The organism is Paenibacillus sp. E222, assembly GCF_013401555.1.
Taxonomy (GTDB): Bacteria; Bacillota; Bacilli; order Paenibacillales; family Paenibacillaceae; genus Paenibacillus.
Genome location: NZ_CP058552.1, coordinates 454,039 through 468,745 on the forward strand (window position 1 = coordinate 454,039; position 14,707 = coordinate 468,745).

Here is a 14,707-nt window from a genome sequence, read left to right on the forward strand (position 1 = left end):
TATTTTATGCAATTAAGGTATACAAAAAGCTCCCCGCCACGTGCGCTCTGCACGGTGACGGGGAGCTTTTTGATTTTGCTTTTAATAATCGATATACGTTTAAAAATCAATCCTCAATGCAACTTCCGAATCATCAGGTGGTGCAGGAATGCGATATACACCTCTACAGTTTAATTTCTCCACGTTGATCCAGTCTGCAAAATCATCCCCACCGTAGCAACGTACAAAAACACCATATTCTTTCTTACCCTCATGATCAATATATTCGGTATATTGGGTGAATGGATGTTTCCCTTCTATACTCTGCAAAAAATCAGAAAACTCCCCTCTCCACTCATTTATCTGCTCTGCATATTGATCGGGGACATAATAATAGAAACCATCTGGTGTATAGTATGAAATCTTCATTATCATCTAGCAGACCTCCTAGATCCAATTTGATAGCAGTTTAGATTTTTAAAATTTCCATACCTTCTTTTAAAAATGACGAGACGAGTGTATGATATTCAATTCCATCTGCTAGTTCTTGTTTTGTTTTATGTACCAGAAAGTGAGAGTATTTCTTCATCAGTTCATGCTCATTCAACTCAATGGGGAGGTAAATAAGCTCAACGTCATCTGAGTCAAAGTAGTGTCGATATCCTCTCTCTGATTGCCCTATCTCCATCACGGTTGTTATGACCAATAACTCATCGCTTGTAAAGGTTTTTATCAAGTCTGATCTTTTCTGTGCTAAATCACGCACAAATTCTTCACCTTGCTGATTACGCTCAGCTTCAGCCATTTCACTTTCGATGTCCATGATCGCTTTCATTCTTCCTGCGAGTTGTTTAGCCAATGAATACAATATATGTCCTCCTTGTAAGGATGTGGGTATCTGGCAGATATAAAAAATCCCCACCCCGTACTCAGCCGCGATGGGGAGCTTCTCTTATTAATATACCGAAGGCTATGTAACGCCTCTACACTTCCTTTTAATGCCCAATGTAATGTGATGCTTGATCCAGGGATTGCAGTGTGGCCATAACCACAAACAGACAGGACATTATGATCAGTGAGTACCCAATCCATCTGGAGGTAATTTGATTGTTGTTGGTTCCATCCTCTGACGAAGATTGAGTAACATAACGCGGACGAACGATAAATACCATTCCTGTCCCAATCATTAAAACAACCAAGAAAATCATCAAATATTTTCCCTCCTTACACCCGACTCTGATTGGTATTATACTCTTTTTTCGCAGTGCTTGCTGTTCCTCCCACAATCATACGTTTCAGACCGATAAGCATGGTATACAGAACATAACCGATCATTCCACCAAACGTGTTTAACATCAGATCATCCACGTCGAATATGCCCATGCCGGTCAATAGCTGTGTCGCTTCAAAAGCAAAACTTAAAAGCAAGGAAAGTACGAATACCTTGGCCCCTGACAACAGCTTGTTCCCCATCAGTACTGGAATAAAAATACCCAGTGGGATAAAGGCCATGACATTGCCTAACAGATGAATCGCGGTACCTGGACGATGTAACGACAGGCTATGCCAGTCTCTCGAGATTTCCTGAAATGGCGTCAGGTTAACGGTTCGCGTATGAATCAGATCCGGCTGCTGCGCGATCGCCATAAGTTGAACCCTCACGATGTTCCAATCCACCGTATGCCCCTTGAATAATATCAGCTTGGTTAGCAGATACAGATACACGATCAATGCCGCGACCCATATCATCTTCAGGTTGAACTCCTTAGGTTTCATATATGAACCTCCATGTATTTCTTGTTGTTTATTCCTCTACCGTCACGACAACTCCCTTCATGTTGTCTCCCGATATCTCATATTGACCGTGCTCAGGGATATTAATGGTCTCATCTTTGGATGCATCGTAATAACGTATAAGATAGCTCTCGCCCCCGACTTCAGCAGAAATGCTCTTTTTCTGCCGCAGCAGCTCCAAATATTGCTCCAGCACCAGATGATTATGATACATGATGGCGCTGTGCGGCAATCCCACATACCGGAAATGCCATGGTTCGAATTGGATGCCGGTGATGTCCACTTTATCCTTCGGATAACGCAAGATAAATCCGAATTTCCATGCATTCTTTTCCAGCCAAGCTCCTTCTGGTGCTTCACTCATAGCAGCCAGCGTAGAGCCGATATCCATCGACAAGCCCAGGTTATGTTCACTATGTCCCGCGGGAAGCGCATAGTCCGATCCCTTTTCCTCATATAGCTGCTCCTGTTTCGTAAAGTCCCGATAGCCACTGCTGATAATGAAGTATCGTACGTCCTCTTTCCCAGCAGCTTCAACCATCTTCTGGAATGCTTGCGCTACGTATTTTGACAGCATAATATTCTGATCCAGCAATCCGTATCCCCGAATCAGTTCATGTTGTTCCGCCAGATTGACAATGTCGGTTCTAATCCCTTCCGCATGAACGGGATACTCCGAATTGACGAGCAATAAATTCCCTTTATGTACTTGATTCTGCATATTCACTTTAATTGTTTTCGTATAGCCTGCACGAATTCCACCCGTATCCTGAACTTCCAGATTCGCCTCTTCCTTCTGCTCAAACAGTGCGGGTGACTTGGAAAAGATATATCCCAGTACAATGATACATATCAAAAATCCCCACTTTTTCATTCCATGCTCCTCCTTTACCTCGTCATTCAAGGATAGAGAAAACTAGTTAAAAAAAAGCAGGGCAATTCTAAAGTTTTTCTTAAATTCATCCTTTTATTTCATTCTAGTGCTGGCAACCGCACTTCAAATACGGTCCGTACGATATCACTTTGAGCCGAAATGGACCCATCATGCTGCTCCACAATATTTTTGGCGATAAACAGGCCCAGACCTGTTCCCCCTTCCTGAGGTGTCCGCGCACGATCTCCGGTATAGTACATATCGAAAATATGAGGCAGATCATCCGGATGAATATGTCCCCCGTAGTTCATGATCTGAATGATCACCTGTCCTGCATCACGGTGCCCATGGATATCCACATAAAGACCATCTGTTCCGTGACGCGCTGCATTAATCAACAGGTTCTCAAACACGCGTGCAAGCACCTCACCATCGCCGGAAATGGTTAACTCGGAATCGATGTGCAGTCGGGTGACCAGGCGGTTCTTTTCAAAAACAGGGTACAGCTCTTCGTTCATCTGCCTTAGCAGTTCACTAAGATCAAGTCTCTTTTTCTCAATCGGCAACATGCCATAGTTCATTCGTGTAATCTCAAACAAATCATCGATCAGTTTCTCGAGACGCTGAGATTTGGTAAAAGCAATCGCTGTAAAGTGCCTGACCTGCTCCTCCGTCAGCTGATCATCCTTCATCAACAGATCCAGATAACCCAATACTGATGTTAAAGGGGTACGCAAATCATGCGCCAGGTTTACCACCAGTTGGTCCTTGCTGCTCTCCGCAAAATCTCCCCGTTCTACCGCTTCCCTCAGTTTCAGACTCGCCAGATTGATATCCTCTGCAATCGCGCCCAGCTCGTCCTTCGTCGAAATTTGCACACGGTGCTGGAAATCACCACTCGCGAGCTGCCGGATACCTGTGGAGATATTTTTGAAATAGGTAACATACGGCTTGGTAAACCAGAAGAAAAACAGGATCGCAAGCGGTATGAACAAGATGAGGAAAAAGTAAATATCCCCTATGCTTCTCATAAAGTGGCGATATTCTGCTAACTGATCTTCCGCACGCACACCAGTGTAATAGTATTGCATCACTTTATATACCCCAAAGGTAATCGCACCAGATGCCAGCATGCTTAAACCCAGCAACAGAATCATGGTCGTTCGAAAACTTCTGCGTTTATTCATTGAACGTGTACCCCACACCCCAGATCGTTTTGATAAACTTGTTCTTGTCCACATCTTCGCCCAGCTTTTTGCGCAGGGTCCGAATATGAACCATCACGGTATTGCCGCTCTCATAATAAGCCTCTCCCCACACTTGTTCAAAGATGCTCTCCGCACTGAACACTTGTTTGGGATGACTTGCGAGCAGATAAAGGATGTCAAACTCCTTCGGTGTTAACTCTACTGGCTTGCCGTATAAGGTGACGCTATGTTGATCTGGCGAGATAATGAGCCCGCCTTTCTCCAGAATAGAGCGCTGGACCGGTGCAGACTGGCTAAATTGAAGGGAACGGCGCAGCTGTGAATTGACCCGGGCAACCAGTTCCATCGGGTTAAATGGTTTTGTCATGTAATCGTCTGCGCCCATCACGAGCCCGGTGATTTTATCCATATCCGAGGTTTTGGCACTCAGAAAAATAATAGGCAGATGATACTGCTCCCGAATTTTGCGGGTCACCTCATATCCATCCATACCAGGCATCATAATATCCAAAATGGCCAAATCTATCGTTTGTGTCTGTACGGCTTGAACCGCCGTTTTCCCATCGAATGCCTTAATGATGTGATATCCTTCTTTTTGCAAGTGCAATGCAACCAGATCAGCGATCTCAACTTCATCATCTGCGATTAAAATCGTAATACGCTTCATTGCTTATTCCACTCCTATATGTGATGCTCAACAATATAACATATCTGAATCCAACTTATAAATGATTGAAGGGAATCCAATATATGAAACTGGACCGTTTATTAGCCATCCTTGTGCTGCTGATCAATCGTGGCCGGGTGCAGGCCAAGGATCTGGCGGATACGTTTGAAGTATCCATCCGCACCATCTACCGGGATATAGACACCCTGGGTCAGGCGGGTATTCCTGTCGTCACCTATCAGGGTGCAAGCGGTGGTATTGGCCTGGCAGAGGGCTATCGGCTTGACCGAAACGTACTGACTGACAAAGATCTGGCCTCCATCGTCACTGCGCTGCGCAGTGTCTCCACCTCCCATACAAATGTAGCACGGGATCTGTTAATGGAGAAACTCAGCAGCATCGTGCCTGAAGCCAAAAATGAGGATTTCCAGGCTAATACCAGCCGCTTCATTGTGGATTATTCGATGTGGACGCATCCCGAAGCGCTGCAAATTAAACTTCAGCTCATTGAACAGGGCATGGATCAACTGCGGCCCATTACATTTACCTATTGTAGTGCAGAAGGTACTCAAACTCATAGAACGACCGATCCGCATACCCTTGTGCTCAAAAAGCATTCCTGGTATCTCTATGCGTTCTGTCACGAACGCAACGATTTCCGCATGTTCAAGCTGGTCCGCATGCGAGACATCATCCTTGCTCAAGGAAACTTCGAGCGCAAGCCGATCAACCTCCAGGACAGGCCCTGGCAGCAAGAGTGGGCAACTCCGGATAATCAAGTGGCCCTGACCCTGAGATTCCATGCTCGTATCCGTCACATCGCAGAGGAGTGGTTTGGCATAGAGAACGTCGTTTCGGATGGTGAGGGGTATTATATCAGCCAAGTCGCATTTCCAGAGGACAACTGGTTGTATGGGTTCATTCTTGGGTTTGGCGCGGATGTCGAAGTGCTGGAGCCTCTGCATATCCGGGAAGAGATTCGTAGAATTGCCGAACAAATTGTACAAAATTATAAAGCCCACCCCTAACCTGACAGACAGGTGTCCAGTTCCTCCCGTTATACTTCTATTATATTCAAGCTGTACATACCGAGGAGGAATTGATGATGAACGTCACAGTATGCCAGAGCTGCGGAATGCCACTTACTACCCCTGCCCAATTCGGCACAGAAACGGGTGGTAATACAACCCGCGAATACTGTATCTATTGTTATAAAGAAGGGAAGTTTGAACAGCCCGATATTACGCTGGAGGGCATGATTGAAATGTGCACCGCCATTCTGAACCAGGAAGGTATGGACGAGGAATCAGCAAGGTCGATGCTGCGCAACCAGCTTCCTTTTTTGAAAAGATGGAATACATCTGGCTCAGAACGGAACGTGACATTTGGGGCAGAACTTTCGGAAGAGTCCGCTGACCTTAATCAAACAACTCGCAACAATACGCTCTCCATAGAGCCCATTCGGTATGTCACACTGCCAGGAAAGCGCCTTGCCGGTGTGTCCGCCAGAACAACCAATGCCATTGAAATGAGCGGAAAAGGCTGTATTCAGGGACTCTGGAACAGCTACTTCGCCTCAGATTATCAGCCAACCCCTGAAGCCCCCCGCTATGGCTGTTACGCTGATTATACGGATGGCATAAATGGAGAATACACCATACTGGTGGGGCATGAGGTGGGTTCGGATGAAGCGTTGCCTGAGGGAGTGAGTTCCGTTGAGCTGCCACCTGCAACATATGCAGTGTTCACCTCCAGAAAGGGCCCGATGGGCGAGGTCGTAGGCGAGGCCTGGGGTGCAGCGTGGTCCTGGAACAATCAGGGAGAACGCACATTTACCGGAGATTTCGAATTGTATGATGAGCGCAGCCTCGATCCTGAGAACGTACAAGTGGACCTGTATATTGCCGTTCGCCAAGGATAATAAGAAAATAGTGATTAAGGTCATTTCCTAATTCCAATTGCACCGTTTCGATCTATATTTAAGCAATGGAATACCGCACACCGATTTATGAAAAATGCTGTTAGGCTGTCAGGTTTTCCTGACGGCTTTTTGGCGTTTCCGCTTTGTCTTTTCGTTGAAAATTGCCCTAATATGCACCCGACAACCGACCATGGTACCAAGTTAGCTAGCTTGCGTCGTACCTATACAACCAGACAATATGTCTTAATTTCGACACAATTGGCATTCTCAAAACTGGGTCTATTCACTTAACAACCGCTTCTATCCTCCCATACGAAACTTCACATATGCGGTCCTTTCCTCCTGAATTTACTTAAAAACGTTTACATCTCCTGAATACGGGGTAAAATCACTACAATCCAATTGGAATTACACCTTAAGTTGCCTGTTTCGTCTAACAAGTCACATATACCTATTTGCGTATTAGAGACGATAATCCGTCGGAATACATAACCTATTCATAATCACATATGCATATTTGAAAATGCATTAAAGGAGGAACCAAGATGATCCGCATGCCTATTCAGCAAATGATCCCGTACCACCATCAATATCCGCGCAACACGGCGACCACTGCTCCCAAAAAGGAGAATGAGAACACTCAAGGTCTATCCTTTCATGAAATTTTGCAACAAAAAATGGCTAAAAAGAACGCTGCCCCTTCTATGCGATAAATGAAATGACGAGCGAATTGAGAATCGCTTACGTGGTTTGCACCGTTCCTCTGCGAAGTTGTAGATGAACGGTTATTCGCGTTTTCACGATAAATGTTGTTACCTCCGTATTTTAAATATGTACAGTCTATTGTCACATCCCTATAATGGGTTAAATATCTGCGGAACTTATATGAGATAGAATCCATTTCAGGGGGCAAGTATGATGATGACCATTGGCTGTTTTCACGCTCACTATTCCAATATTGCACTGATTGAAGAAGCACTCGCTCCTTATGAGGTTGAATTTGTACATTATGTCGATCCGGGTCTGGATCGCCTCAAACATGATGCTGATTTTACCGAGGCAGTTACGCATGAGAAAGTATCACAGACGCTGCAATGGATCGCCCAATGCCATGCAGATGCCATCCTCGTCACTTGTACCCTGTTTGCAGCCGTACTCGAGCAAGAGGCACAACATATTCCCGTGCCCGTGATAGGAATTGATGATCCATTACTTCAGGAAATGCAGCAAAATTCTGGCGAGTACATCCTTGCGTTTACCAACCCCGCAACGATTGAAGGAACGATGGCGCGGGTGAATCAGGCTTTGCAGCAAGATGATGAAGATGAGCAGCGACACGAGGCCGTGACCGTAAAGACTGAAGCAGTATTGATCCCGGGCACATTCGAGTTAATTATGCGAGGCGATAAGGAAGGTTATCTTGCAGCAGTTAGCGGCGGTTTACAGCATCTTGCTGAGCAGTATCCGGATAGCACGCTAGTAGCCGCTCAACTGTCCATGGCTCCTGCAGCAGCACGGGTTACAGCAGATAAAGGCATGGCGATCTATAGCCCTTTGGCTTCGCTAGCGGCGTATTTGGAGAAGAAGTTGAGCTTGAAGCGGTGTTGAGTGTTGAGCTCATGAAGCAAAATAAAAAGGCTCTCGAATGAGAGACTTTCGAAAGGAATAATTATTTTGAGCCAATCTGTGGTGGGAAATAGATTGCCTCCGGTGGGAGGTGATCCTATGAACTTCTCTTTCAACGACGTAAAATCGTGTTCGCAATGCTAATTATTGCGCTCTTGACATACATCGACCGTAAAAAGAAGTGACCCGCCACAGGTTGACGGCCTGACGGGTCACTTCGTCTGAACTATGCTGCACTTGGAGGAATACCCACCGCAAATGCTGTGCAGGAGTAGCCATTGGCCTGGCTACTCTTATTTGTTTTTCACTTACATTCATTTTATTAAACATCTGGGAGACAATCAACCTATAACTGATAAAATATGTTGTGTCATTATCCTTGTTCCTCGAAGTTAAGTGTGCGCACCACATACCAAGTAAGAGGCCGCTCTTCTCCGCAATCACGGAGAGGAACGGCTTTTCACCATGTCAGGCCGCCCAGATTGCGCTGTAACGACGCTTAGGAGCGTGTCCGGTATTCCTCAGCCTTTTCCTGCATACCCGCTGCCACGGCCTCATTCTCGGACAAACCTTTGTCTGCGGCAAAAGCACGAATATCCTGCGTAATGCGCATGCTGCAGAACTTCGGCCCGCACATGGAGCAGAAATGGGCTTCTTTTGCCCCTTCGGCCGGCAACGTCTCATCGTGGTAGGACAGCGCACGCTCAGGGTCCAGCGACAGGTTGAACTGATCCCTCCAGCGGAACTCAAAGCGTGCTTTGGACAGCGCATCATCCCGCCGCTGGGCACGCGGGTGACCTTTCGCCAGATCAGCGGCATGCGCAGCGATCTTGTAGGCGATAACCCCTTCCCGCACATCATCCTTATTAGGCAGGCCCAGATGTTCTTTTGGCGTAACATAACAGAGCATCGACGTACCGAACCAGCCGATCATCGCTGCCCCAATGGCCGAGGTAATATGGTCATATCCTGGTGCAATATCGGTCGTCAGCGGTCCCAGCGTATAGAACGGCGCCTCCTTGCAAATCTCCATTTGCAGATCGACATTCTCCTTGATCTTGTGCATCGGCACATGTCCCGGACCTTCAATCATCACCTGCACATCATGCTTCCAGGCGATTTGTGTTAGTTCACCAAGCGTCGCCAGTTCCGCCATCTGGGCTTCATCATTGGCATCGTAGATGCTTCCTGGGCGCAGTCCGTCTCCGAGAGAGAAGGCCACGTCATACCTTTTCATAATCTCGCAGATGTCTTCAAAATGGGTATACAAAAAATTTTCCTCATGATGCGCAAGACACCATGCTGCCATGATGGACCCGCCCCGTGACACAATGCCCGTCATGCGTTTGGCGGTCATCGGAATATATCTCAGCAGCACGCCTGCATGGATCGTAAAGTAGTCCACACCCTGCTCTGCCTGCTCTATGAGCGTGTCACGATACAACTCCCAGGTCAGTGCTTCGGCTTCTCCATTGACCTTCTCCAGTGCCTGATAGAGCGGAACTGTTCCAATGGGTACAGGTGAATTGCGGATGATCCATTCACGGGTTGTATGAATGTCCTTGCCTGTGGAAAGATCCATCACCGTATCCGATCCCCAGCGTACGGCCCAAGTCATCTTTTCTACCTCTTCCTCGATGGAGGAGGATACCGCAGAGTTCCCGATGTTAGCATTGATCTTCACATGAAAATGACGCCCGATCAGCATCGGCTCACTCTCCGGGTGATTGATGTTCGACGGCAGGATGGCCCTGCCACTCGCCAGCTCCTGCCGCACAAATTCCGGCTCCACACCCTCACGGATGGCAGCGAACTCCATCTCCGGTGTGATCATTCCCTGCCGTGCATAATGCATCTGGGTCACGCAGCGCCCTGCCTGTGCCCGTAACGGTTTACCACGCAAGCCTGGATACTTCTCGGCTCCAGTTCGCTTCCCTCCGGGTTTCAATCCGTTATCCTCCGGTTTTACCGTTCGTCCCTGGTAGGCTTCAACATCTTCACGCTCCGTAATCCAGCGGGTGCGCAGCGCTGGCAGCCCTGCCCGGATATCGGCATGAAATCCGGGATCAGTCATCGGCCCGCTCGTATCGTAGACACGCAGCGGTTCGTTATGCTCCACTCCTTGGGGAGTATTCGTGTCATGAAGGGCAATTTCACGCTCCGGTACTGCAATGTCCGGTCGTGAGCCCTGAATGTACACTTTGCGGCTGCCCGGGAAGGGCTTAATTCGTCCGGCCGCACCTGCACTCTTTTCCAACACCTGATCCTGCTCGTCTTGTCCCAGCGTTCTGTTCTCTGTACTCATCGCTCTTGTCTCCTCCTCATTGGTGATTGCCTGGATTGAAATGCTTGCGCACGAGTCCAAACCATCCACAACATAGAAAAAGGAAGAGCGATCATACCACACAAAATAGGGACATACAGTTCAAGTAATACAGACAGTCGAGGAAAAAAAATCCATACCACCGCTTCGCCAATAGCTCCCAGCTCTTTATCCAAAAGCAGCTCTGACAACGGCTTCCGCCTGTTTACTGTATAAAAAAAGCCGGTTCCCAAGGGAACCGGCTTATGTCCATCACCAATAACGCAACTCATTCAGGCTCCATAACGGAGTCCATCCATAGGTTACATTATATGGTGTTCGTGGTCGTATCGCCGATTACTTCCCTACGCTGGTATGATCCAGATCAGGTGCAAAGGGTCCGGAATCTCATGCGATTCCGTCTCAGTCCGGACAATTCGGACTCCCCCAGTAACGTTAACAAGTTGCAGCATCTCAGCCGCAGATTCATATTCAATTATGCTGACCCTGTTGGGCCGTCCATTACAGAGTAGCGCAACCGGATCATAAAAACAACCTTTAAATTCCAGAACATAAAATCAGGATAACATCAGTCCCATCTGTGTAGCAGCTTCCTTCAGCACAGGTGCGTATTCATGCAGCGTCTCCTGCGAAAGGCGACTAACAGGCCCGGATACCGACAGAGCAGCAGCGATGTTGCCTTTCCGATCCATGATGGGTACAGATACAGCGGCTGCTCCCGGTTCACGTTCCTCATAACTTGTTGCATAGCCATATTCCAGAATGTCTTTCATCTGTGCCAAATATACTTTGGGATCGATAAATACGGGCCATTCCGGTCCATTCATCAGATCTTCGCGGTCCTCTTCGGTGGCAAAAGCCATCAGCACTTTACTGGAGGCTCCCACGGATAGCGGAAGTCTGACGCCCACCGGAGCTACACGGCGAATCGCCTGATCACTCTGTACAGCTTGAATTCGAATCCGCTCACTGCCATCACGCAGATATAAACTCACGGTTTCGCCCAGTCGATCTCTGAGCCGCTCCATCGCAGGAAGGAGCAAAATGGCCGGATCATCGCTGCGAGACATATGGGCAGACAGTTCCCAGATGCGTATGCCGAGTCGATACTTCTCGGTGGCTGCATCCCGGATCACGAACCCTTTGTCCTCCAAAGTAGCCATCAGACGATGGACTGTACTTTTGTGCAGACCGATCTGGCTGGCAATTTCCGTGAGTCCCAGATCACTGCGGGTTGTAAAACACAATAATATATCCAGCGCCCGTTCTACAGCCCGGACGGTTAACTTTCGGTCTTCCATGGCAAGTTGCCCTCCTCATGTTTCATCACATGAAACTTGGTTACATAAATTATATGAGAAACGGTCTCATCTGTAAACCAAAAAGAGCCATTTGGAATAGGAATAATTGTAAATATTTTCTTTTTATAAATTAAAATCCCCTGCTATTTGCACCCTAAGGAAATGTTAACCAGATATCTTCAGAACTATATAACAATTGCGTAACAAATGCCTCCAATCAATTGACTTTGACTATATTGGAACATACGATAAAGATATATTAAATTAAGATTTTGCTTCAAAAGTAGTCAGAAAAATCATTTATCCGCTCTGTTCGTCTCGTTGTTATCTTCATTTGATTTTTAAAGGAGGGGCAATCATGTATCCGACATCCCAGAGCGAAGCCCCGCTGCAAACGAAAGTGTCAGATCTGCCTTCTTCGTTATCACCGAGGCTGATCCGGTTCAAACATATTGTCGTGGCGTTGTTGCTCTCCGTTGTATTTTTTCTGCTCTTTTGTTTCATCGCACTGCACGGTTATATTGCTTGGGTATTATCCAATCCAACTGTAGCGCCTGTATTCTCCAATCCCATGCAGGCCAAGAACATGAAGTATCAAGACATCACATTCCCTGCGGCAGACGGCAGTCGAACGATGCAGGGTTGGTATATTCCGGCTGATGATAATGCAAACAAAACCATCATATTCAGCCATGGATATGGTGCGAATCGTGAAGAGACCTGGGTACCGATGTATGACCTGGCCCATTATGCACACCAACTCGGCTTCAATGTGGTAATGTTCGATTACGGTTTCGCTTCACAGGTCAACAAAGCTGTCGCCACAGGCGGCAAAGCCGAGTCCCAGCAGCTGCTTGGTGCAATCCAGTTTGCGAAGCAGCGCGGAGCTCAGGAGCTTGTTGTATGGGGTTTCTCCATGGGTGCAGGTACAGCTCTGCAGACTGGGCTTATTACCAAAGATGTGGATGCCATGATTCTGGACAGCACATTCCTGCTTGAGCCGGATACGCTGTATCACAACATCCATAATCAGATTGATCTTCCGCGTCAGCCTACGCTGGAAATTATGAACCTGCTGTTCCCGATTCTGAACGGGACTGGATTGCAGCAGATTCCGTATCAAGAAGTGAAAAAAGAAGATTATCCTTTCCCGATTTTCTTTATCCATGGTACCGAGGATGAGAAAGCTCCTTACCCGATTGCGGAACTGCTTGCCGGCAACCAGACCAATCCGAATTCCGATGAATGGATTGTGGACGGTGCGCATCATGAGCTGATCTTCCGGGAGCATCCGAAGGAATATCTGCGCCGTGTCTCCACATTCCTGAGTCATGTGACCAAGACGAGCAGCGATGATGTGGACAATACCAATACCGGAGAATCGTGAAAACCCGGTAATTCAAGAGCCCCTATGGGGCTCTTTTTTTGTGTACACATAGGACAAGGTACCTGGAGAATATACTTTTGGGACGTAATTAAAGACAGCTCTAGCTTGTACATTGCCAAATTGAACGAACGGGAGAATCAAATTTAATTTCTGCTGCTGGATCTGAATTTCAATTCACTTGAACGGAGGTTTACCGCATATGAATTGGTATGGATATGGGCATCTGCTGCCTCTGAGGGTACTCGAAGAAGTCCGTTTCTGGAAAGAGCAAGAGAAGGAACATACGATTGTCATTCGCGCCTTGGTTCCTGATCTTGAACCCTTTTATGTCAAATGGCTTGCGGAATGGGAAGCGATCTTTGAGAATAGCGAACGAGTCGCGAATCAGCTGTTGAAGCAAATACTGCCGGGAACCCAGCCACCTGCTCCTTACATCATCCGCTGTATTGAACAGCTCGTGGCTGAGACCTGCACACAATCGCGTGAGTTCATTAGACAGCTGTACGTCCTGCTGGAGCAAAGTACTGCTGTTCAGCAAGTGCCAATTGCCAAAGTGGTTATTCTGCATTTCATTCGCGAATCCGAGTATTTCCTGGGGGTACTTGAAACGCTGAAACAATCTGGAGCTTTGCGGGATTTGGAGTCTGATTCATCGTTTTCACTGAATGATATTCTTCAAACCTCGGGACAACCGGCTGATGCCAACGTAGTGACTTCAATGCCCATGTCTGAACAGCCCTATCGTGAAGCTGTAGAAGAATCATCCAATGCTGCGGGAAAAGCCAACAACCCTACTCCAGCGGTACAGACACAATCTTCGGCGGCTGTACCGTCCCCCAATGCAAGTACAGAGGGCACAACCAACTCTACAGCAGTGCCGGTCAAAGAGAAACCTGTACCTATTGGTGGACACACACTGCCACCCCTACCCTACGCCTACAATGCGCTGGAACCATATATTGACGAGATGACGATGCGCATACACCATGACAAACACCATCAATCCTACGTAGACGGACTGAACACCGCGGAGAAAAAGCTGGCAGAATCGCGGAAAAAGAATAATTTTGAACTCGTCAAACATTGGGAACGCGAACTCGCATTTAATGGTGCAGGCCATTACCTGCATACGATCTTCTGGACGATCATGAACCCCAAAGGCGGAGGCAAGCCTTCCGGTATGCTCGCAGAGCAAATCAAGCGGGATTTTGGCAGCTATGAAGCGTTCAAGAATCAATTCACTGAAGCCGCCAACAAAGTGGAGGGCAGCGGCTGGGCCATGCTGGTCTGGAGCCCGCGGGCGCATAGATTGGAAATTTTGCAGGCGGAGAAACATCAGAACTTATCTCAGTCCGACATCGTGCCTCTCCTGCCGCTTGATGTATGGGAACATGCCTACTATCTGAAACACCAGAATGAACGCAAAAAATATATCGAGGACTGGTGGAAGGTTGTGTACTGGCCAGCTGTGGCGGAACGTTATGAAACTGCGCGCAAGCTGTTATGGCCGCCTTATTAGAATTCTCGGGCTAAGCATAGCATCGGGGCGTACTCTGGAGCGCATTGAATCCATGGTGCTATATGTTGATGTAAAAAAAGAGATATCTCCAGCCGAATGACTGAAAGA

The 14,707-nt window shown here is 47.4% G+C and carries 15 protein-coding genes, 1 pseudogene and 1 riboswitch; of the genes and pseudogenes, 7 read left to right on the forward strand and 9 right to left on the reverse strand.

Going from position 1 to position 14,707, the window contains the following annotated elements; all coding sequences use genetic code 11:
- Positions 1–99: 99 nt before the first annotated feature.
- The 7 genes and pseudogenes from HW560_RS01930 to HW560_RS01960 form a co-directional block, all read right to left on the reverse strand.
- Positions 100–414 (reverse strand): hypothetical protein, encoded by a 315-nt coding sequence (locus HW560_RS01930; protein WP_090904301.1) that lies wholly within the window; start codon positions 412–414, stop codon positions 100–102.
- A 34-nt stretch (positions 415–448) separates the two neighbouring features.
- The gene (locus HW560_RS01935; protein WP_179261775.1) at positions 449–847 is read right to left on the reverse strand and encodes a hypothetical protein; all 399 of its coding nucleotides are present in this window, start codon (positions 845–847) and stop codon (positions 449–451) included.
- Between the two features lie 127 nt (positions 848–974).
- On the reverse strand, positions 975–1,190 hold the full coding sequence (locus HW560_RS01940) for a hypothetical protein (protein ID WP_143067087.1): 216 nt from the start codon (positions 1,188–1,190) through the stop codon (positions 975–977).
- Between the two features lie 13 nt (positions 1,191–1,203).
- Entirely contained in the window at positions 1,204–1,755 is a 552-nt protein-coding gene (locus HW560_RS01945; RefSeq protein WP_179261777.1) for a VanZ family protein, read from the reverse strand.
- A 231-nt stretch (positions 1,756–1,986) separates the two neighbouring features.
- Positions 1,987–2,647, reverse strand: a pseudogene (locus HW560_RS01950) (M15 family metallopeptidase); the annotation flags it as partial.
- A 98-nt stretch (positions 2,648–2,745) separates the two neighbouring features.
- Positions 2,746–3,834 (reverse strand): HAMP domain-containing sensor histidine kinase, encoded by a 1,089-nt coding sequence (locus HW560_RS01955; protein ID WP_090904296.1) that lies wholly within the window; start codon positions 3,832–3,834, stop codon positions 2,746–2,748.
- The gene (locus HW560_RS01960) at positions 3,827–4,522 is read right to left on the reverse strand and encodes a response regulator transcription factor (RefSeq protein ID WP_090904295.1); all 696 of its coding nucleotides are present in this window, start codon (positions 4,520–4,522) and stop codon (positions 3,827–3,829) included. The genes HW560_RS01955 and HW560_RS01960 overlap by 8 nt, the downstream gene beginning before the upstream one ends.
- A gap of 83 nt (positions 4,523–4,605) precedes the next feature.
- On the opposite strand from HW560_RS01960, the gene HW560_RS01965 reads away from it, so the two are divergent.
- From HW560_RS01965 to HW560_RS34365, 5 genes are all read left to right on the forward strand, one after another.
- Complete coding sequence (locus HW560_RS01965) at positions 4,606–5,550, forward strand: helix-turn-helix transcriptional regulator (RefSeq protein WP_179261781.1); 945 nt, start codon at positions 4,606–4,608, stop codon at positions 5,548–5,550.
- Positions 5,551–5,624: 74 nt separating this feature from the next.
- A complete protein-coding gene (locus HW560_RS01970) occupies positions 5,625–6,443 on the forward strand; it encodes a zinc ribbon domain-containing protein (protein ID WP_179261783.1) in 819 nt (272 codons plus the stop codon).
- Between the two features lie 545 nt (positions 6,444–6,988).
- A complete protein-coding gene (locus HW560_RS01975; RefSeq protein ID WP_161490662.1) occupies positions 6,989–7,156 on the forward strand; it encodes a hypothetical protein in 168 nt (55 codons plus the stop codon).
- A gap of 202 nt (positions 7,157–7,358) precedes the next feature.
- Entirely contained in the window at positions 7,359–8,051 is a 693-nt protein-coding gene (locus tag HW560_RS01980) for a hypothetical protein (protein ID WP_179261785.1), read from the forward strand.
- Positions 8,052–8,194: 143 nt separating this feature from the next.
- Complete coding sequence (locus HW560_RS34365) at positions 8,195–8,254, forward strand: putative holin-like toxin (RefSeq protein ID WP_367620559.1); 60 nt, start codon at positions 8,195–8,197, stop codon at positions 8,252–8,254.
- Positions 8,255–8,568: 314 nt separating this feature from the next.
- On the opposite strand, the gene thiC is transcribed toward HW560_RS34365, so the two are convergent.
- Together thiC and HW560_RS01990 are read right to left on the reverse strand one after the other, a co-directional pair.
- Complete coding sequence (gene thiC, locus HW560_RS01985; RefSeq protein WP_257031610.1) at positions 8,569–10,374, reverse strand: phosphomethylpyrimidine synthase ThiC; 1,806 nt, start codon at positions 10,372–10,374, stop codon at positions 8,569–8,571.
- A gap of 342 nt (positions 10,375–10,716) precedes the next feature.
- A riboswitch (TPP riboswitch) is annotated at positions 10,717–10,830 on the reverse strand.
- A 119-nt stretch (positions 10,831–10,949) separates the two neighbouring features.
- A complete protein-coding gene (locus HW560_RS01990) occupies positions 10,950–11,693 on the reverse strand; it encodes an IclR family transcriptional regulator (protein WP_063568040.1) in 744 nt (247 codons plus the stop codon).
- 358 nt (positions 11,694–12,051) lie between these two features.
- On the opposite strand from HW560_RS01990, the gene HW560_RS01995 reads away from it, so the two are divergent.
- A complete protein-coding gene (locus tag HW560_RS01995; protein ID WP_090904290.1) occupies positions 12,052–13,080 on the forward strand; it encodes an alpha/beta hydrolase in 1,029 nt (342 codons plus the stop codon).
- A gap of 199 nt (positions 13,081–13,279) precedes the next feature.
- A complete protein-coding gene (locus tag HW560_RS02000; RefSeq protein WP_179261787.1) occupies positions 13,280–14,599 on the forward strand; it encodes a Fe-Mn family superoxide dismutase in 1,320 nt (439 codons plus the stop codon).
- The last annotated feature ends 108 nt before the right edge of the window (positions 14,600–14,707 follow it).

Coding starts and splice junctions, on each gene's coding strand:
- HW560_RS01930 (WP_090904301.1), bottom strand. CDS start 414: ATGATAATGAAGATTTCATACTATACACCAGATGGTTTCTATTATTAT.
- HW560_RS01945 (WP_179261777.1), bottom strand. CDS start 1,755: ATGAAACCTAAGGAGTTCAACCTGAAGATGATATGGGTCGCGGCATTG.
- HW560_RS01955 (WP_090904296.1), bottom strand. CDS start 3,834: ATGAATAAACGCAGAAGTTTTCGAACGACCATGATTCTGTTGCTGGGT.
- HW560_RS01960 (WP_090904295.1), bottom strand. CDS start 4,522: ATGAAGCGTATTACGATTTTAATCGCAGATGATGAAGTTGAGATCGCT.
- HW560_RS01965 (WP_179261781.1), top strand. CDS start 4,606: ATGAAACTGGACCGTTTATTAGCCATCCTTGTGCTGCTGATCAATCGT.
- HW560_RS01970 (WP_179261783.1), top strand. CDS start 5,625: ATGATGAACGTCACAGTATGCCAGAGCTGCGGAATGCCACTTACTACC.
- HW560_RS01975 (WP_161490662.1), top strand. CDS start 6,989: ATGATCCGCATGCCTATTCAGCAAATGATCCCGTACCACCATCAATAT.
- HW560_RS01980 (WP_179261785.1), top strand. CDS start 7,359: ATGATGATGACCATTGGCTGTTTTCACGCTCACTATTCCAATATTGCA.
- thiC (WP_257031610.1), bottom strand. CDS start 10,374: ATGAGTACAGAGAACAGAACGCTGGGACAAGACGAGCAGGATCAGGTG.
- HW560_RS01990 (WP_063568040.1), bottom strand. CDS start 11,693: ATGGAAGACCGAAAGTTAACCGTCCGGGCTGTAGAACGGGCGCTGGAT.
- HW560_RS01995 (WP_090904290.1), top strand. CDS start 12,052: ATGTATCCGACATCCCAGAGCGAAGCCCCGCTGCAAACGAAAGTGTCA.
- HW560_RS02000 (WP_179261787.1), top strand. CDS start 13,280: ATGAATTGGTATGGATATGGGCATCTGCTGCCTCTGAGGGTACTCGAA.